This window comes from Mycobacterium sp. C31M, from assembly GCF_053345865.1.
Map to the genome: position 1 here is coordinate 1 of NZ_JBKFAX010000023.1, position 19317 is coordinate 19317.

16 protein-coding genes and 2 riboswitches are annotated in these 19317 nt (G+C 66.5%); of the genes, 9 read left to right on the forward strand and 7 right to left on the reverse strand.

The features are described 5' to 3' along the window. The 3 genes from ACLBYA_RS27515 to folP all read left to right on the forward strand — a co-directional run. Positions 1-671, forward strand: a 671-nt coding sequence (locus ACLBYA_RS27515) for a biotin/lipoyl-containing protein (RefSeq protein WP_447712649.1), incomplete at its 5' end; no start/stop codon positions are given. An 11-nt stretch (positions 672-682) separates the two neighbouring features. Beyond that, positions 683-915, forward strand: a riboswitch (cobalamin riboswitch). Positions 916-1033: 118 nt separating this feature from the next. After that, positions 1034-1921, forward strand: coding sequence for a mycobacterial-type methylenetetrahydrofolate reductase (locus ACLBYA_RS27520; protein WP_447712650.1), 888 nt, complete (start codon positions 1034-1036; stop codon positions 1919-1921). A gap of 32 nt (positions 1922-1953) precedes the next feature. Further along, positions 1954-2703: a dihydropteroate synthase gene (folP, locus tag ACLBYA_RS27525; protein WP_447712651.1), complete on the forward strand. Its 750-nt coding sequence runs from the start codon at positions 1954-1956 to the stop codon at positions 2701-2703. A gap of 48 nt (positions 2704-2751) precedes the next feature. Here the strand turns inward: folP and metE are convergent, their stop codons facing one another. Further along, complete coding sequence (gene metE, locus ACLBYA_RS27530) at positions 2752-5046, reverse strand: 5-methyltetrahydropteroyltriglutamate--homocysteine S-methyltransferase (protein ID WP_447712652.1); 2295 nt, start codon at positions 5044-5046, stop codon at positions 2752-2754. Positions 5047-5178: 132 nt separating this feature from the next. Beyond that, positions 5179-5396, reverse strand: a riboswitch (cobalamin riboswitch). Positions 5397-5468: 72 nt separating this feature from the next. After that, the gene (locus ACLBYA_RS27535; protein ID WP_447712653.1) at positions 5469-6746 is read right to left on the reverse strand and encodes a hypothetical protein; all 1278 of its coding nucleotides are present in this window, start codon (positions 6744-6746) and stop codon (positions 5469-5471) included. A gap of 190 nt (positions 6747-6936) precedes the next feature. On the opposite strand from ACLBYA_RS27535, the gene ACLBYA_RS27540 reads away from it, so the two are divergent. Further along, complete coding sequence (locus ACLBYA_RS27540) at positions 6937-7767, forward strand: glycoside hydrolase family 16 protein (protein WP_447712747.1); 831 nt, start codon at positions 6937-6939, stop codon at positions 7765-7767. Positions 7768-7830: 63 nt separating this feature from the next. On the opposite strand, the gene ACLBYA_RS27545 is transcribed toward ACLBYA_RS27540, so the two are convergent. Further along, positions 7831-9633: a cellulase family glycosylhydrolase gene (locus tag ACLBYA_RS27545; protein WP_447712654.1), complete on the reverse strand. Its 1803-nt coding sequence runs from the start codon at positions 9631-9633 to the stop codon at positions 7831-7833. Positions 9634-10564: 931 nt separating this feature from the next. Between ACLBYA_RS27545 and ACLBYA_RS27550 the strand changes: the two genes are divergently transcribed. Together ACLBYA_RS27550 and ACLBYA_RS27555 are read left to right on the forward strand one after the other, a co-directional pair. Further along, a complete protein-coding gene (locus tag ACLBYA_RS27550) occupies positions 10565-11248 on the forward strand; it encodes a HemK2/MTQ2 family protein methyltransferase (RefSeq protein ID WP_447712655.1) in 684 nt (227 codons plus the stop codon). Beyond that, entirely contained in the window at positions 11245-11418 is a 174-nt protein-coding gene (locus ACLBYA_RS27555; RefSeq protein ID WP_447712656.1) for a CDGSH iron-sulfur domain-containing protein, read from the forward strand. Before ACLBYA_RS27550 ends, ACLBYA_RS27555 begins: the two co-directional genes overlap by 4 nt. Here the strand turns inward: ACLBYA_RS27555 and ACLBYA_RS27560 are convergent. The 4 genes from ACLBYA_RS27560 to ACLBYA_RS27575 all read right to left on the reverse strand — a co-directional run bounded on the left by ACLBYA_RS27560 (position 11411) and on the right by ACLBYA_RS27575 (position 16401). Beyond that, positions 11411-13627 carry a molybdopterin-dependent oxidoreductase gene (locus tag ACLBYA_RS27560; protein ID WP_447712657.1) on the reverse strand — a complete coding sequence of 739 codons (2217 nt, stop codon included), beginning with the start codon at positions 13625-13627 and terminating at the stop codon, positions 11411-11413. The two genes, ACLBYA_RS27555 and ACLBYA_RS27560, sit on opposite strands and share 8 nt — an antisense overlap. Positions 13628-13686: 59 nt before the next feature. Beyond that, on the reverse strand, positions 13687-14604 hold the full coding sequence (locus ACLBYA_RS27565; protein WP_447712658.1) for a helix-turn-helix domain-containing protein: 918 nt from the start codon (positions 14602-14604) through the stop codon (positions 13687-13689). Between the two features lie 17 nt (positions 14605-14621). Continuing rightward, positions 14622-15710, reverse strand: coding sequence for a diguanylate cyclase (locus tag ACLBYA_RS27570; RefSeq protein ID WP_447712659.1), 1089 nt, complete (start codon positions 15708-15710; stop codon positions 14622-14624). Between the two features lie 79 nt (positions 15711-15789). Beyond that, the gene (locus tag ACLBYA_RS27575) at positions 15790-16401 is read right to left on the reverse strand and encodes a TetR/AcrR family transcriptional regulator (protein WP_447712660.1); all 612 of its coding nucleotides are present in this window, start codon (positions 16399-16401) and stop codon (positions 15790-15792) included. A 124-nt stretch (positions 16402-16525) separates the two neighbouring features. Here ACLBYA_RS27575 and ACLBYA_RS27580 point away from each other — a divergent pair, with 124 nt between their 5' ends. The 3 genes from ACLBYA_RS27580 (at position 16526) to ACLBYA_RS27590 (ending at position 19292) form a co-directional block, all read left to right on the forward strand. Next, positions 16526-17584 carry a DmpA family aminopeptidase gene (locus tag ACLBYA_RS27580; RefSeq protein WP_447712661.1) on the forward strand — a complete coding sequence of 353 codons (1059 nt, stop codon included), beginning with the start codon at positions 16526-16528 and terminating at the stop codon, positions 17582-17584. Then, positions 17581-18996, forward strand: a complete 1416-nt coding sequence (locus tag ACLBYA_RS27585) for an APC family permease (protein WP_447712662.1) — start codon at positions 17581-17583, stop codon at positions 18994-18996. Before ACLBYA_RS27580 ends, ACLBYA_RS27585 begins: the two co-directional genes overlap by 4 nt. A gap of 101 nt (positions 18997-19097) precedes the next feature. Then, positions 19098-19292 (forward strand): excalibur calcium-binding domain-containing protein, encoded by a 195-nt coding sequence (locus tag ACLBYA_RS27590; RefSeq protein WP_447712663.1) that lies wholly within the window; start codon positions 19098-19100, stop codon positions 19290-19292. The last annotated feature ends 25 nt before the right edge of the window (positions 19293-19317 follow it).

Here is a 19317-nt window from a genome sequence, read left to right on the forward strand (position 1 = left end):
GGTTCCTGCGGGGTGAGTTGGGGGATCCGGCCGGTGGTTGGCCGGAACCGTTGCGCAGCAAGGCGTTGCAGGGCCGTGCCGACGCCAAACCGGAAACCCCGCTCTGCGCCGAGGACGAGGCGTCATTGGCCTCGCCCGGACCGAAGCGCCAGGCCACCCTCAATCGGCTGTTGTTCCCCGGTCCGACGAAGGAATTCGAAACCCATCGGGACACCTACGGCGATACGTCACGCCTGAGCGCGAACCAGTTCTTCTACGGCCTGCGCCAGGGCGAGGAACACCGTGTCGAGCTTGAGCGGGGTGTCGAACTGCTCATCGGGCTGGAGGCGGTGTCCGAGGCTGACGAACGCGGGATGCGGACCGTGCTGTGCATCCTCAACGGCCAGCTGCGCCCGGTGCTGGTGCGCGACCGCAACATCGCCAGCGATGTCGCCGCTGCCGAGAAGGCCGACAAGACCAACCCCGACCACATCGCCGCCCCCTTCGCCGGCACGGTGACCGTCGGTGTGGCCACCGGTGACACGGTGGAGGCCGGTCAGACCATCGCGACCATCGAGGCCATGAAGATGGAGGCGGCGATCACCGCACCCAAGGCCGGCACCGTGGCCAGGGTCGCCGTCACGGGCACCGCCCAGGTCGAGGGCAGTGATCTGCTGGTCGTGATCTCCTGACGAGCAGTGGGTACGCTTATCCCGCGACTGGTCTGTTGTGGCGCCACGCCACAGCATCGAGTTCCACAGGCGATATGGAACGAGAGGGAACCCGGTGGGAATCCGGGACTGTCCCGCAGCGGTATGCAGGAACGAACGCCGTCACCGGCACTGGTGTGTAGCACCGGGAAGCGACGGCCACTAGGTGCATGGATTCTGATGCGCGCCTGCGAGTCCGAAGACCTGCCAGCCGTGCCGGGCGCGCCGCGCCCGGCGGCGCATCGCCTCGTGGAAAAAGGCGGATGTCCGATGAGCGGTCAACGCCGCGCGCTGATCGACGTCCGCCGGTGATGAGCTACCCGTCGTAGTGAAGGACGTCCGCTGTGCCCCTGAATACCATCGCTTTGGAGTTGGTGCCGCCCAATCTGGACCGTGGCCCCGACCACGTCCGTGACGAGGCGCGCAAGATCGTCGAACTGTCTTTGAGGTCGGGCATCGCCGGGCGTATCGGGCATGTGATGCTCCCCGGCATGATCGAGGAGGACGGCGACCGGCCCGTAGAGATGCTGCCCAAGATGGACGTTCTCGACTACTGGAGCGCGCTGCGTCCCGATCTGCCCGGGGTACGCGGTTTGTGCACCCAGGTCACCGCCTTTCACGACGAGACAGCGCTGCGCACCCGGCTGACGGACCTGAACACTGCGGGCTTCGACGGCATGATCTTCGTCGGGGTGCCGCGCACCATGAACGACGGTGACGGCAACGGTGTGGCTCCGGCAGATGCACTGTCGAAGTTTGACGAGTTGGTCGCCAATCGAGGCGTCATCCTCATTCCCACCCGCGAGGGTGAGCAGGGCCGATTCGACTTCAAATGTGCCAAAGGTGCGACCTTCGGCATGACCCAACTGCTCTATTCGGACGCGATCGTGGATTTCCTGCGTGATTTCGCCAAGGCCAGCGCGCACCGGCCGGAGATCCTGCTGTCCTTCGGATTCGTGCCGAAGATGGAGAGCCAGGTCGGACTGATCGACTGGTTGATCCGGGACCCGGGCAACGAGGCGGTCGCAGCCGAACAGGCCTTTGTCAGACGACTCGCCACCAGTGATCCGGCCACCAAACGTGTTCTGCTGGTTGACCTGTACAAGGAGGTCATCGACGGTGTGACGGACCTCGATTTTCCGCTGAGTCTGCACTTCGAGGCACCCTACGGTGTCAGTGCGCCCGCATTCGACACCCTCGCCGAGATGCTGGCCTACTGGTCGCCGCAATGATCATGAGGACCCGTGACACTCCGATGCGAGTCATGGGGATCCTGAATGCAACACCCGACTCATTCTGGGCGCCAAGCAGATTCGGCACCGTCGAGCGTGCCGTGCAGGCGGGTCGGGTGATGTTCGACAACGGTGCGTGGGCCGTCGACGTCGGTGGTGAATCCACCCGGCCGGGTGCCGTTCCGGTCTCGGCCGACGAAGAACTCGAGCGCGTCATACCGATCATCACCGAACTCGCGCGGTGCGGTGTGGTGTCGGTTGACACCCGCAATCGCGAGGTTGCCGAGGAAGCGGTGCGTGCCGGCGCGCGGATCATCAACGATGTGTCCGGCAAGCTCTATGACCTGGCCGGGCAGCTGCGGGTCGGATATGTGAGCATGCACGCACACACCGTGCCGGTATTGGCCGACGGTTACCCGCAGTACGCCGATGTGACCGCTGAGGTCAAGGCGTTCGTGGAGGGCACCGCCGGAGCTGGCTTCGCAGCCGGTGCCCGCCCGGTATGGGCCGATCCGGGAATAGGTTTCGGGAAATCGACTGCCGACAACCTGGAACTGCTGCGCCGGCTGCCCGAGCTGTGCGGTGGACCGTTTCCGGTTCTGCTCGGAGTGAGCCGCAAATCGTTTCTCGGAGGCGTCACCGGCCGGGGTGTCGACGGTCGGTTGGCGGCCTCACTTGCCGTGCTGGGCCCCGCGTGGTCGGCGGGGGTGGATACCGTTCGGGTACACGATGTTCCAGAAACCATCGACACCATCAAGGTGACCGAAGCGCTCGCTGTATGACGACGGATCGTGCCCCGGAATCGCGACGATTCCGGGGCACGATTGTTGTCATCGCTCGGCGCGCACCGTCTTCGCGGCTTCCACCATGTGCCGCAGGGACTCGACGACCTCGTCGTTTTTACGAGTCTTGAGGCCGCAGTCCGGGTTGACCCAAAGCCGTTCCGCCGGAACGGCAGCCAGTGCCTCGCGGAGCGCCGTGGTCATCTCGTCGGTGCTGGGCACGCGCGGGGAGTGGATGTCGTAGACACCCGGCCCCACCCCGTTGCTGAAGCCGACGGCATTGAGGTCATCGAGCACCTCCATATGCGAACGCGCCGCCTCGATGGACGTCACATCGGCGTCGAGGTCTGCGATCGCCTTGATCACCTCACCGAACTCGGAATAGCACAGGTGCGTGTGGATCTGGGTGTCATCACGCACGCCTGCGGTCGACAGTTTGAACGCCTCCACCGACCACTTCAGATATTCCTGCTTCTCCTTGGACCGCAGCGGGAGCAGTTCGCGCAGCGCGGGCTCGTCCACCTGGATGATGGCGATGCCGGCCTTCTCCAGGTCCACCGTCTCGTCGCGGATGGCCAGCGCCACCTGCGCCGCGGTGTCGGCCAGCGGCTGGTCGTCGCGCACAAACGACCACGCCAGGATGGTCACCGGGCCGGTGAGCATGCCCTTGACCGGCCGCTTGCTCAGCGACTGGGCATATTCGGCCCACTCCACCGTCATCGGCTCGGGGCGGAACACATCTCCGAACAGCACCGGCGGCCGCACGCAGCGGGAGCCGTAGGACTGCACCCAGCCGTTCTGGGTGGCGAAGAACCCCTCCAGCTGCTCGGCGAAGTACTGCACCATGTCGTTGCGCTCCGGTTCGCCGTGCACCAGCACGTCGATGTCGAGCTCCTCCTGCAGCGTGATGACGGCAGCGACCTCGTCGCGCATCTTCTGCTGGTAGGCGGCATCGTCGATCTTGCCCGCACGCAGATCCGCACGCGCGACCCGGATCTCGGTGGTCTGCGGGTAGGACCCGATGGTGGTGGTCGGCAGCGGCGGCAGGTTGAGCCGTGCCTGCTGAGCGGTGCGCCGGTCGGCGGCAGGGCCGCGGTTGGCGGCGCCGGTGGACCGGATTTCGGCGATGCGCGACCGGACACCCGCGTTGTTGAGGCGCGGGTCGGCCTTGCGTGAGGCCACTGCGGCGTTGGACGCCTCGACCTCGGCAGTGATTGCCTCCCGGCCCTGTGACAGACCCTTGGCCAGGGCCACAACCTCGGCGATCTTCTCGGCGCCGAAGGCCAACCAGCTGCGCAGCGCCTCGTCGAGTTCCGTCTCGGGCTCCAGCGAGTACGGCACGTGCAGGGTCGAGCACGACGTGGACACCGTGACCGCACCGGCTAATCCGAGCAGCGTGGCCAGCTTGGCCAACGCAGCCTCCAGATCGGTCCGCCAGATGTTGCGGCCGTCGACGACCCCGGCGACGACGGTCTTCTGTGCGAGCTCGGGCACCGCGGCCAGTGCGTCCACGCCGCCGTAGACGAGGTCGACACCGATGGCCTCGATCGGTGTGCGGGCCAGGGCCGGCAGCGCATCGGTCAGTTCACCGAAGTAGGTGGCCACGAAGATGGCCGGCCGCTCGGCCAGCCCGCCGAGTCGGGAGTACACGCTTTCGGCGAACGCCCCGGCATTGTCGACGTTGTCGGTGACCAACACCGGTTCGTCGATCTGGACCCATCCGACACCCTTGTCGGCGAGCAGTCCCAGTAATTCGGCATAGACACCGACAAGTTCGTCGAGCCGTCCGATGGGTGCGTCGGCCCCGTCGACCGCCTTGCTCAACGCCAGGTAGGTGATCGGACCGACGATCACCGGGCGCAGCGCGACGCCGACCGACGAGGCCTCTTCCAGTTCGGCGAGAATCTTGGCCGGGTTCAGCGTGAACGTCGTGTCCGGGCCGATCTCGGGGACGATGTAGTGGTAGTTGGTGTCGAACCACTTGGTCATCTCCAGCGGAGCGATATCGGCACCGTCATAGGTGCCGCCGCGCGCCGCGGCGAAATAGCGATCCACATCGTCGGAAACGCCAGCCACCCGCGGCGGCAGCGTGCCCAGCAGGACCGACTGGTCCAGCATGTGGTCGTAGTACGAGAAGGTGTTGACCGGAAGCGAGTCCAGGCCGGCCGCGGCCTGGGATTGCCAGGTGTCCTTGCGCAATGTGGCGGCGACCGATTCGAGCTCGGCGCGGTCGATCTTCTTCGACCAGTACTTCTCGACGGCCCGCTTGAGCTCGCGGTTCGGGCCGACCCGTGGCGAACCCAGGATGGTGGCGGTGAACGTAGGGGCAGATTGTGTTGTCACGCGAAGTCCTTCAACAACGATGGAGAGCCCACCGCCCTTTGGACGTGCAACCGAAGAGGCCACCGCAGTGGGACACGCGGCAGCCACACCGGCCATACGCCCAGTCCTCGAGGCGATGCGCCGCCGGGCGCGGCGCGCCCGGCACAGTTGGCAGGTCTTCGGACTAACAGGCGCACACCCAAGGATGTTCCTACTGGCCGTCGCTTCCCAGTGCTGAGCACCAGTGCCTGTGACGGCGGTCGTTCCTGCATACCGCTGCGGGACAGTCCCGGATTCTCACCAGGTTCCCTCTTGCGATGCCGGACGCGCAGAACACACGCCCCCGGCAAACCAGCTGCGCCGCTGATACTACGCACGGCCCGGACATGACGGTGGGCCCTGTGCACGGAATCGGTACGTGCACAGGGCCCACAATCGAAGCGCTACTCCGCGGAGCTGGATTCCGACTTGGTGGTCTTGTCGGAGCCGCCGCTGTCACCGGAGTCCCGGGAGGTGCTGCCGCCACCCGTCAGCTTCTTGACGGTGCGGCCGACATTGTCGCGGAAGTCCTTGAATCCCTGGCGAATACCGGCGGCAGGGTCCTTCTTGGCCGGCTTGGTGGTGGCGGCCTTGTCGGTGTCCGCATCCTCGGACTCGGCTGCTTCGGACTCTGCTGCGTCATCGGCGGTGTCCTCGGTGGCCGGCTCCTCCACCTTGACCGGGATGGTCGACGGCTCGGTCACCTCGGGCTCGACGACTTCGGTTTCGACGACCTCGGGTTCGGTGGGCTCGACCGGCTCAGTGGTCTCGACGACCTCGGTCTCCTCGATGATCTCGACCGCAGGCACGACCTCGGCCTCGGGAGCCGTCTCCGGAACCAGCTCGGCGACCGGGTCGATCTCGGTACTCGTCGTGAGCTCGCCGGCATCCTCGATCTGATCGGTCGCGTCGGTGACCAGGCTGACCAGGGTCGCGTTGGCGTCGGTGACCGTCGTCTCGACGATGTCGTTCGGTGTCTTGATATCGCGCACCGGAGGCTGTTGACCCCACGGTGTGAGCAGTCCGGGCGCGGGGATGTATTCGCCCTCACGGCCCGGCAGGATCGGGCCCAGGTCGCCGTAACCGCCGAACAGCAGTCCGTCGATGACATGGAACGGCGCCCGGATGATGGCCTCGATGAACGGTTCGATGCGGTAGGTCGTCGTCGACATGTAGATCTCGTAGTGAGCCATCCCGGCGGCGCCGATGGCGCTGAGGATGGGACCGACCAGGCGGACGAAGGCGTACTCGATGAGCTCGGGGATCTGTCGGATCTGGTCGCCCAGGACCGGGAAGTTCCGGGCCACCGCCTCGGCGACCGCGTCGTTGAGCGGGCCGATGACCAGCGGTGTGATGGGTGCCAGGAAGATGTCGGTGACCAGCGCGTAATTCCACGGCAGCAGGTCCTCGTCGGGCCAGTTCTCGTGCACGGTCCACCACAGGTCGGGGATCTTGCGGGTCAGCGCGTCGTAACTCTGGCCCAGCGCGGCCTGGGCGCCGGAGGCGATCAACTGCAGGTCCTGGATCAGGCCGGCGGGCATCACCTCGGTGGTGACGACACGGGGAGCCTCGACGACGGCCTGGATCTGCGGGGCGACCGTGACCGGAGTCAGCGCGATGGCGCCGGCGCCGGCGAGTGCCACGCCGGTGGAGAGGGTCTGCCGAAACACCTTGTTGGCCATGGGATTGCCGACTCCTGAGCTAGCGGGATGTTTGCCGCGGGCAACGGTAGCGCAGGATACGCGTCAATTGGGACCTTCCTCGTGGTCGCTGAGAACGTCCTCAGCAGGCCGGGGCTCGGCTCGGTTCCGCACGAAAACCGCCGTCGCTGGATATGGTTCGGCTGTGCCTGAATTTGATCGACGCAGCGCGATGATGATGCTCGGACTGGGTGCGGCCGCCGCCGCGCTGCCGGTCCAGAATGCTCGCGCAGAGCCGCTACCAGGGGATCTGTCGCCCAACCCGGTCCCAGAGGCGGCTGCTCCGCCGATCCTGTGGCAGGACGAGTTCAACGGACCCGCGGGTTCCCCGCCGGACCCGGCCTCATGGTTCATCGTCCCGCAGCGCGAGACCATCCGGAACCCGGTCGAATGGGACAAGCCGTTCAACATGGGCCGCTACGTCACCGATCAGGAGCACGTGTTCCAGGACGGCAACGGCAACCTGGTCATCCGCGCCACCGAAGGCCCCGGTGCCAACATCCAGGAGAAGTTCGCCAGCGCCAAGATCATCGGCAACTGGCGCGGCGGCGTCGGCACGACGTGGGAGGCCCGCGTCAAGCTCAACTGCCTCACCAACGGTGCCTGGCCCGCCTTCTGGCTGATCAATGACAACCCGGTGCGCGGTGGCGAGGTCGACCTGTTCGAGTGGTACGGCAACCAGGATTGGCCATCGGGCACCACCGTGCACGCCCGGCTCGACGGCACCCAGTTCCAGACCTTCAAGCATCCGGTCGACGGGGCCTGGCACACCTGGCGGATGACCTGGAAGCCCGAAGGCATGTACTTCTGGCGTGACTACCAGCCCGGTATGGAACCGTTCTGGACGGTCAAGGCGAGCTCGCTGCCGGAATGGCCGTTCAACGACCCCGGCTTCACCATGGCCCCGGTGTTCAACATCGCCATCGGTGGCTCGGGCGGACGGGAACCCGCAGGGGGCAGCTACCCCGCGGAGATGCTCGTCGACTGGATCCGCGTCTTCTGAACTCGCCGTAATTAGCGGAACCGGCCGGGCCACGTGAGGTGGCCCGGCCGGTTGCGGTGTGACTTACTCCTGTCCGCTGGATCCCTCGGACGTCGACGACTCGGCGTTGCTGGAATCCGTTGTTGCCTGCGAATCGCTTGAGTCACTCGAATCGCTCGACTCGCCGGTGCTTTCGGCTGCCCGCTCCGCCTGTTCGGCCTGGCGCGCCGCCCGTTCGGCCTGGCGTTCGGCGCGCCGTTCCGCCCGTTCGGGCTGCCGCTCGGCCCGTTCTGCCTGATGTGCCGTCCGGGTGTCCGTGGACTCCGTTGCTGCCGAGTCACTTTCGGTAGACGTACTCGGACTCTCCGTCGCAGCGGGACGCTGCTGCTGAGGCGGGGCCGGCGCCTCGGCTTCGGTGGCCGCGACCACCTCGGCACGAGCCGCATCACTACCGTCAAGATTCGGATCTGTTGCGGTCGAGGGCGCTTCGGTCTCCGGCGCCGGCGTGGTGCGGGCAACGGGAGCCTCGGCCCCGGCGGCGGTGCCTTCCTCGGTGGTGGTGTCCTCCTCGGCAGCGGCGCGCAACGCTGTCGTGGCAGGAGTCTGCGCACTCGGCTGCTGCCTCGCCGCCGCCAAGTTCGCCGCGGCCTGCGCCCACGAGTCCTGCCAGTTCGCCGCGGCCTGCGCCCACGAGTCCTGCCAGTTCGCCGCCGCCTCGGCCAGCGAGTTCTGCCAGTTCTGGGTGGCTTCTGCCCAGGCATCGGCCATCGCCTGAGCCGGATCTGCCGGGGCCTCGGGCTCCTCGGGTTCGGCCGGCTCGACGGGCGTGGTCGGCACTTCCTCCAGCGGCGGCAGTTCGTCTACCGGGATGCCGCCGTCCGGGATCGGGCCGTTCTCCGCGATCCATGCCTGCACCACCGCAGCGGCCTGCTTGGGTGTGTAGTCGTCGCGGAACAGACCCCAGGTGTCCTCGACATCGGTGGACGCGGAATTCCGGTCGACCAGCGAGTAGATGAACTGCGGGCCAACACCATCGAGCTCCGACCACGTGTCCAAGAAGTCGCCGATGAACTCGGCCTGTTGTTCCTCGGATACATAAGAGGTCGGCAGACCGTATTCGCTGGTCCAGACGTCCTTTTCGCCATCGCCGTACTGTTCCATCAGGGCCTGCATGGCCTGCAGCTGCCCGACGGCGGAGATGCTGTTGCCGAACCCGTCGCCGAACTTCCAGTCGTAGTTGTACGGGTGATAGGACAGTGCGTCGAAGTAGCCGGCGGCACCACTCTCGTACATGGTCTGGACGAATTCGACCGGGTTGATGTTCACCCCGCCCCAGGTCAGGCCGGCGGTGACGACACCGCCGACGACGGTGCCGGTCGGGTCGACCTCCTTGACTGCGGTGTAGCCAGCCTTGAGCAGTTCGGTGTAGGCAGCGGGGTCGGGTCGCGGGTTCCAGAACACGAAACTCTGTGGCTCGTTCCAGATTTCGTAGGCGGAGATACGGGCGGTCTCGGGATCACCCTCGCCGGCGCCATACCGTTCGGCCAGCGCGCCCATGAAGCGACCGAAATCCTCTGGGTTACGCGGAGCGCCGTAGGCGGAGTTCTGCACATCGGAGGCCCAGGTGGGCGTGCTGGTCACGGCGCCGAGGACGGCCATACCGCGCTCGTAGGCGGCATCGACAACCTTGTCGACATCAGCCCAGTTGTAGACCCCGGGTACCGGCTCGGCCGCCCGCCATGGCACGAAGATCCGGACCTGGGTGACGCCGAGGGACTGCATGGTGTCGAGTGCGACGCCGACCTCCTCCGGGGTCATGAAATACAACTCGGATTCGGCGATCCCGACGGCGTTCGGTGAGGTGTCGATGGCCGCCGCCAGCTCCACTGATGCCGAGACTTGGCGGACCAGCTCAGGCGAGGTAGGCGGCGTTCCTGTCTGCACCGACGCCCCCACCAGCGTCAGCGCAAACAACGGTGCTGCTACCGAGCAAACAGGTTTTGCTGCTCTGTGCCAATGCCCCCACATGATGTCATCCCCAAACTTCCCGAAACCCGGATTAGTAGTTGTGATGCGGTTCACACCGCGGACAACTCGAGCAGTACCCGGACAATCTCTAGATCAATCAGGTCGACGAACAGCCATTTGCGCAAAGAATGGTTAGTGAGCCTCGGCTGTTCACAAAATGCCAGTTAAACGGCCATTAATATATTGCCCGTGGGTAAATTCGACCTAGAAGCAGCAATTAATATTTGTCTATTTACCTCGCGGTGCCAACGCGCCCACTGTGCGTCAGTTTGATCGTGATAACTAATTTTCACGATCGCAAATTCGGCGAATGGAATGGCGTTAATGAGCGCGCTATTCAAGATCGCAATTTGCCAGAAACGAACTCCTTTGCGGAAGTTCCCAGTTAACTATTTACCTAACCGGGCGAGGTCCTTCGCGAATTTGGCAGCCTGTGTCAGATGGCGAGGTCGGCCGCATCGATCGCGAGGAGATCGCGCACAGCGTCGACACCGGTGAGGTGGATGTCGTCGCGACGGCACGTCGTCCACCGCTCTCGCGACATGGAGAAACAGATCATCGTGTCGGGTCGGTCGCGGCGCAGCTGGAGGTCGACACCTCGAGATCGAACAGGGGCCAGATGGTGCTCATGGGTTTCAGGGCAGCCGAATCGACCGCGCCGACGCAACAGTATTTCGATGCTCGGCCGTGTGGCGCACCGCTGTCCATCCCGCGACGGCGGTGTTTGGGTGCGGGGATCCCTGGGCATCTACGCAGGGCAGTGCTGGTTGGCTGACCGTGAGAGGCAACGATGACGACCGCTTATCCGTATGATGGCGATTCCCGATTGGTCACCATGGTGGCCGACGGTGTGTATGCGCCCGGCGAGGATTCCCGCCTGCTGGTCGAGGCGATGGACAAGTCCGGCCTGGCGCTCGGCGCCAAGGTTGCCGACCTGTGCACCGGCAGTGGTGTGGCAGCGATCCACGCCGCACGTCAGGGCGCCTCGCGCGTGACGGCCTTCGACATCTGCCCGACCGCGGTGCGCTGCGCACGCGTCAATGCCGACATCGCCGGGGTCGCCGTCGACGTCCACCTCGGCTCGTGGGCGCGGGCCACGGAGTTCGGCGTATTCGATCTGATCGTCTGCAACCCGCCGTACGTTCCCGACGGCCCGGGTGCAGCGCCCGGGCCGGCCCGGGCGTGGGACGCCGGTACTGATGGTCGCCTGGTGCTGGATCCATTGTGTGCGGCAGCACCGGACCTGCTCGCCGACGGCGGCAGTCTGCTGCTGGTGCAGTCCGAATTTGCCGATCCGCGAAAGACGTTGGCGGCGTTGGCTGCCAACGGGATGGACGCCTCCATCGTGGCCTGGGAGTGGGTGCCGTTCGGCCCGGTTCTGCAGGCCCGTGCGCCGTGGCTGGAAGAGACCTGTCAGCTGCAGCCCGGTCGCCGTGACGAGGAGGTGCTGGTGATCCGGGCGGACAAGCCGTGACCACGGTGCGGGTGGTGCCCCGCGGTCCGGTGCTGGTGCCGGGCCCGGTCCGCATCGAACTGCCGGGTGGTCGAACTGTCGAGTCGGACCGATTCCAGGTGGCGATCTGTGCGTGCGGTCGCAGCAAGACCTATCCGCTGTGTGACACCAGCCACCGCCAGGTCAGGTAGCACGTTCGGTCGCGACAGCATCGACGAGTTCGGTTGCGGCGACGGCCTCCAGGCGCACCGCGACACCGTTTAGCACCGACATGCCGGCCAACGCCTCCAGGTCCTCGGGACGGCTGGAGGTCAGCTCATTGACGTTGACGCCGGGATTGGCGTTGGCCAGCCGCCAGCCTCCGCCGCGATGACCCCAACCTTGCGGTATCGCAATGGTTCCGACACCGACCTCGTCGGTGACCGTGACCTCCAGGGTGACCGCACCGGTGGCCGAGACGATCCGGACCTGCTCACCGTTGTACAGGCCGGCCGTCTCGGCGTCGGCGGGATTGACCCGGGCGCGTTGCCGGCGATTGCCCTTCATCAGGATCGGGCTGTTGTGCATCCAGCTGTTCTGGGAGCGCAACTCACGGATGCCGATGGCCAGCAGCGGGTAATCGGCACTGGTGCCCGGGGCCTGCCCGAGCCGGCCGACCTCGGTGATGATCTCGGCGGGTGCGAGGTGGATTTTGCCGTCCGCGTGGGTGATGACGTCGGCCAGCACTCCGTGCGGGGCATGCTCGGCGAGCACGATGCCGTGCGGGTTCTCGCGCAGTCGCTTGGGATTGAGCCCGCCGCGGCGCAGGCCGAACCGGTCGCCGTACGGGCCGACGCGTAACAGGGTGTCCATCATCCGGCGCGGTGTGATGCGCAAACCGCGCCGTTCCAGCCAGCGCAGGATCGGATTGAGCGGGGCCATCGGTCCGGTGGCGAACAGCGACAGTCCCATTCGTGCCGCCAGGTCCTCGAAGACCTCCCACTCGGGACGCGCCTGCCCGTAGGCGGGCATCACCGGTTCGGTGCCCTGGATGAACACCGTCGGACAGCACGCCGCGTAAGCCATCGGCAGGTCGTCGCGTTCCAGGAAGGTGGTACCGGGCAGGATGTAGTCGGCGTGCCGGTTGGTCTCGTTGACATACAGGTCCAGCGAGACCATCAGATCCAGTTGTGTCAGCGCGGATTCCAACGCCGCACTGTTGGGGACCGACAGCACCGGATTGCCGGCGAACACGAACAGTGCGCGCAACTGCCCGGTACCGGGTGTGGTGATCTCCTCGGCGATCAACGCCGCGGGAAACGAACCGAACACGTCGGGGAAGTCGCCGATGCGGGATCGCTTGGTGTTGTAACTGAAGGCGCCGGACTTCTCGCCGAACTCCTCGACGGGGATGACCTGATGCGACATCAACGCCCCGCCGGGGCGGTCCATGTTGCCGGTCACGACGTTGAGCGCGTCGATGAGAAAGCTGACCAGGGTGCCGTGGTGTCCCAGACAGGCTCCGGTCCGGCCGTACGCCACCGCGGTACGTGCGCCGGCGAAGTCATGGGCGAGCGCGCGGACGGTCGCGGCGGGTACGCCGGTGCGGATAGCGGTCTCCTCCGGCGGGAAGTCCGCACATAAGGTTTGCAGGCGTTCGGCGCCGATGCTGTGCGCCGCGATCGCGGCGCGATCGGTCAGCCCGTAGGCGAACACCACATGCAGAATCGACAGCATCAACCAGGCGTCCGAATCCGGCCGCACCGCGATGTGTTCGTAGGCCGCGGCGGTCTCGGTGCGCCGGGGGTCCACGACGATGACGCGGCCGCCCCGTTTGACGATCCCGGCCAGATCGTCCTTGACGCGGGGTACTCGCAGGGCGCTGCCATGGGAGACAAGGGGATTGGCACCGAGCATGAACAGGAAATCGGTCCGGGGCAGATCAGGGAACGGGATCTGGGTTGCGGCGCCGAAGAGCAACTTGCTGGCGACATACCGGCTGTTGATGTCCTGGGACCCGGCCGAGTACAGATGGCCCGCGTCGACACGTTTCATGAACAGCCCCGACCACAGGCTGGCGGCGTAGCCGAACGCCGACGGATTGCCCAGGTACTCACCGACCGATGCGCCGCCGTGTTCGTCGAGCACACGCTGTAGCCGGGCGGCGATGTCGTCGAGAGCCGTATCCCAACCCACCTGCTCGAAGCTGCCGTCGGCCCGGCGGCGCAGCGGATGCAGCACGCGGTCGGGATCGTTCTGGACATCGCTGAACGCGATGCCCTTCGGGCAGGCCCGACCCTGGGACAACGGGTGGTCCTTGTCGGGTCGCAGCGACAGCAGCCGGCCGTCCTCGACGGTGGCGATCAGGCCGCAGAGCGGCTCACAGATCCGGCAGTAGGTGACCTTCTGCTCGGTGCTCACTGGGGATACCTCCTCATCGCGGGGCCGCGCGTGTGGTGGCGGTCACGTTAAGGCGGATATCAGTCCGCGGGCAACCCTTCGCATAATGCAAAGCCCGGCGTCTGCAACTGCCCGGTGATGGCGTCGGCGGCGGCGCTGACCTGGCCGCCGAGCGCGATGAGCTCGTGACCGGTCTTCGGCGCGGCCATCGTCAGCACCGAGATGGCGGCCACCGGGGCCCCGCCCGGATCGAAGCAGGTCGCGCTGGCCGACAGTGGCACGTAAGTCCGCGACACCTCGATGTCACCCAGCATCAGGTCCGGCGCCATCACGGGGCGCTGCCCGCCGATCAGGCGCGCTGCCCTTCGGGAGCCATGCACCTCACCGATCGCGAAATCGGTGCGGGCGCGCATCTCGGATTGCGGCAGCGGCGACAATTCGACCGAGAAGCGCCGGTCGCGGATCGTGCGCAGGACCTCCCAGATCCGGCGGGGGTCGGCATCCTCCACCTCGGCCCGGCGCGCCCACATGTCCACGGCATACGGTCCGGCCCATGCCATCAGGACCGAACCCAACGGCGGACCGAATTCGATGTGGTCGCCGGGCTGCAACGGGAGTTTTTGGATGTCAAAGTCGTTCGGATAGGTCAGCTCGGCGAGCACCAGATCCTTGTCCGACGGGATGAACAGACAGGTCGGCAGATCGGTCGCGGCGCTGAGTCGCTGCATCGCGGGGCGGGCGTACTCGGCGATCGGCAGGGCGGCCTGCGCGGCGGCGCCGACGGCGATCAGGCGCGGCCCCAATCGGTAGGTCTTGCGGTCACGATCCTTGACCAGCCAGCCGACCCGGGTGAGCTCGGTCAGCATCGGATGGCATGTCGCGGCGTCGAATTCGACGAGGCGGGCCAGTTCGGTCAGCCGGTACTCCCGCTGCGGCGCGGCAGCGAGAGTCTCGATCATCTCGACCAGACGTTCGGTCTGCGGTGAGCGGCGGGCCATCGCCTCTATCGTCGCACTCAGTCGACGATGGCGGTGTGCACATGCCGTACCCGGTCGCCACCGGCGCGTTTACCCTCGTACATCGCGCGGTCGGCGGCATCGGTGAGCTGGTCGAGCACCTGCCGGGCCCGGGGTCCGGTGATATCCGGTGCCGCCGCGGTCGCAACCCCGACGCTGACCGTGACGTTGTCGGGGAGGGCGGCGACCGCACCGCGCAAACGCTCGGCAAGCCTGCCCAGGGCGGCATCGCCGACGGTGGTGGCGACCACGAACTCCTCACCGCCGTAGCGCCCGACGACGACTGCGTCATCGGCGGACCGGTGCAGAATGGCGGCAATCGCCACCAGTAGTCGGTCTCCGGCCGCGTGCCCGCGGGTGTCGTTGACGGTTTTGAACCCGTCGATGTCGATCATGATGACGCTGACCAGGCGGCCGGCGTCACGATTGATCAGATCGCCTGCGGCCCGGTAGAACCCGCGGCGGTTGTAGATCGCGGTCAGCACGTCCACATCGGACTCCGCGGCGTCACTGCCCAGGATCTGAGTGAACAGTTGCGCCGTGCACGGCGCAGAGAGCAGCACGATCAGGGTCATCAACCCTTGGGCGACACCGGCGGACGGGTCGCCCGCAGCGGACAGTCGGGCGGCGCAGACCAGGGTGGTGATCGCGCCCGTGGCGAGGACGGCCGCCAGCAGCCGGGCGTTGTGCGCGAAGCCGACGTAGGCGCCGATCGCGCCGAAGATGGTGCAGTTGAACAGCGCGGCCGTCGGATCCTGGTGCACCAGCGCCGATGCCGCGACCAGCGCGGTCGCAATCATCACGAAGGCATGGGACTGCCAGCGTCGTGGCCAGCGCATCGCCCACAGGAACACCAACGCATACGTCGACACGATGACGACGGTCGAGACCGTGGCCGGCAGTCCCGGAGCGGGACCGCGCGGGCTGAATCGCATGACCAGTGCGACCGTCGCCAGGGCGCCCACGATCAGCACCATCACGACCTGGATGATGCCGCGCAGTCGTTGGGTCTCCAGGTACGCCGACAACCAGTTGTAGTTGTCCGGACGACGCCACCACGTCCGCAGCAAATCCAGATACCCGACCATCTCACCCCCGGGCGACAGCGTAACCGTGGCACCGGCTGTGACGTCGTCATTCAGTGGCGAACCCGACGTCGCCCGACTGTCACAGCGTGTCGGGTAGCTCCGCCCCGGTGGCCAGCCGCGCATACTCGCGCATCAGTCGCAGCGCCGTCCGTCGGTCGAGATCTGGGTCGCGGGCGACGATCCGGTAGCCGAAGTAGTCCTCCATCGACATCAGCGTCATCGCGATATCGCGGGCGGGCGAGCCGAGGGTGAACACGCCTGCGTCGGCGCCGGCGGTGAGCAGGTCGGCGTACAGACCGACCTGGCGGTGATAGATCGCCTGCACATCGCCGCGCTGATGCAGTTCGAAACCGGCGGCCAGCACCGCGCGCCAGATCGCCCGCCACTCGGCGTCCTCGGGGCCCGACGGCAACCCTGCGGCCATGGTCAGCGCGAGCTGGGTCGGCAGGTCATCGGTCCGGTCGCCGATCCGCAGCCGCGCATCGTAGAAACGGACGTCGGACCGCAGCGCCAGTTCGGAGAGCAGGTCGGTCATATCGCGGAAGTAATAGCGCAGCGCGTTGGTGGTCAGGCCCAGCTCGGCGGCGACATCGGCCAGCTTGAGTGAGGCCAGATCATGTCGCTCGATGACGGCGATCGCGGCGTCCAGGATCTCGCCGCGCCGCTCCTCCTGCCGATTGGGTCGAGCCATTGCTGCGCCACTCCTCACGTGAACTTCGGACGAACCTATTTTGCCGTTCCTGTTGCGTAGCGCACATCGCGGGCGCATAGTTCTTTTCCAGTTAGGAAAATAACTCGTGAACGAGGCGGAAACAATGCGTGCCAGAGATCTCGGCGTGGTCATCGGACAACACCCCACCGGCGCCCACAACGCCATCACCGATGTCCGCGGGGTACGGGTCGGGCAGACCACGCTACGTGGTGACGGTGTCAACACCGGCGTCACCGTCGTCGTCCCCCATGACGACATCTGGACCGAGCCGCTGTTCGCCGGCTCGCACGTGCTCAACGGCAGCGGTGAGCTCACCGGGCTGGAGTGGATCCGCGAATCCGGTGAACTGACCACCGCGATCGGGCTGACCAACACCCACAGTGTCGGAGTCGTGCGCGACGCCCTGGTGGCCGAACAGGTCCGAGTCCGCGGTGACGGCGTGTACTGGTCACTGCCGGTGGTGGGGGAAACCTATGACGGATTCCTCAACGACATCAACGGTTTCCACGTGCGCCCCGAACATGTCCGGGCGGCCCTGGAGTCCGCATCGGACGGCCCGGTGGCCGAGGGTAACGTCGGCGGCGGCACCGGCATGATCTGCCACCAGTTCAAGGGCGGCACCGGCACCGCCTCACGGGTGCTCGGTTACACCGTCGGCGTACTGGTGCAGGCCAATCACGGTCGTCGCGAACGACTTCGGATCAATGGTGTGCCGGTGACCCAGCCGGATGTGCCACTGCCGGCCTACCCGCCGGGCTACGCACCGGGTTCGGGTTCGATCATCGTCATCGTCGCCACCAATGCCCCGCTGCTACCGCATCAGTGCCAGCGGCTCGCGCAGCGATCGGCGCTGGCCGTCGGTCGGCTCGGCGGGACCGGCGAGCAATACAGCGGCGACCTGATGCTGTGCTTCTCGACCGGCAACCGTGGCATCCCGCCGTACGGCGTGGTCGAAGACGTCGCGTCGATCCAGCCCGAAATCCCGCTGCGCATGGTGGGGCCAACGCTGATGGATCTGCTGTTCGACCTGACCATCGAGGCCACCGAGGAGGCCATCGTCAACGCCATGGTGGCCGCCGAGACGGTCACCGGGCACCGCGGCTACACCGTGCACGCCATCGACCACCACCAACTGACATCCGCACTGCAGGAGACCTCATGACCACCGCCAAGAACACCGAAAGTCGGCGACTGACCGGCAAACTCGGGCCCGTCGGCATCGTCTTCATGGTGGTCGCGGCGGCCGCACCGCTGACCGTGATCGGCGGCAACATGCCCTTGGCGATGGGACTGGGCAACGGGGCCGGCGCGCCCGTCGGATTCCTGACCGCCTCGCTGGTGCTGCTGGTCTTCAGCGTCGGGTTCGTGACCATGACCCCGCATGTCCCCGAGGCCGGGGCGTTCTTCTCCTATGTCACCACCGGCCTCGGCGAGCGGATGGGTAAGGGCATCGCGGTGGTGGCACTGATCGCCTACACCGCCATCCAGGTCGGCATCTACGGATACATCGGCTGGGCCATCAGCGACACCGTCGCGTTCTATGACGGACCCGTGATCCCGTGGCCCGTCTACTCTTTCGCGACGCTGGCCATCGTCGCGGTGCTCGGCTACCGGCATATCGAGCTCAGCGCCAAGGTGCTCGGTGTGGCACTGGCGCTGGAGATCGGCATCGTGGTCATCCTGGATCTGGCCATCGTCGCCGATCCCGGTCCGGCCGGTATCACCTTCGCCTCCTTCACCCCTGATGTATTCACCCAGGGCGCCATCGGTATCGCGATCCTGTTCGCGCTCACCGGGTTCATCGGCTTCGAGGCCACCGCGGTGTTCCGCGACGAGGCCCGTGATCCGGAGCGGACCATCCCGCGCGCCACCTACGCCGCGGTGATCCTCATCGGCGCCTTCTACACCCTCACGGTGTGGGCGTTCGTGGTTGCCATCGGGCCCGACCAGGTCGCGGCGACCGCGCAGCAGACCCTCGACGGTCAGGGCAACATGCTGCTGGACACCACCGACGGCGCGTTGGGCCGGATCGGTCGCGATATCGTCAACGTGCTGCTGTTGACCAGTCTGTTCGCCTGTGTGTTGTCCTTCCACAATGTCATCGCGCGGTACCAGTTCGTGCTGTCGCGCAAGGGCCTGCTGCCGGCCCGCCTCGGTCACGTCCACGACAGCCACGAGTCGCCCGCCTTCTCCTCGGTGGTGCAGACCGTGACGGCGGCGCTGATCGTCGGGGTGTTGGCGGTGCTCGGAATCGACCCGCTGGTTGGTGTTTTCGGGTCGATGGCCGGGGTTGCGACGGTCGGCATGGTGCTGCTGATGCTGACGACATCGGTGGCGGTGCTGGTGTTCTTCGCCCGGCGGGCCGATCTGCGTGAGGGCAAGCCCTGTCAGACTCGCATCGCCCCGGCGCTGGCGGTGCTCGGCCTGCTCGCCAGCCTGTGGTTGGTGCTGTCGAATTTCACCCTCGTGACCGGCGGCAGCGCCACGGTCAGCACGATCCTGGCCGCGGTGCCGTTCCTCGGTCTGGTGCTCGGGGCGCTGCTGTGGAAGCCCACCCGGTCGAAATTAACCTAGGCGACAGTATTCGCTGAATGTCCTTGCGATCTTGAGGCCGGCCGCCCTAACATTCCGCTCGGGTTGGGGAACCCGCACATCAAACCCTGCAAGGTGGACACATGTTGGTACGTACGTTGATCGCGGCCGCGCTCCTGGGCGCCGTTGCTGTGGGAGTGGCTCCGGCCGCCACAGCCGCGCCATACAAGAACTGCTCGGAGGCCCGCTCCAATGGCGATGTCAACATCCCGTCGAGCAGCGACAAGTACGGATCGCACCTGGACCGGGACGGCGACGGGATCGGCTGCGAAGCCTGACGGTGTTTAGCGGGAGCCGTGCATT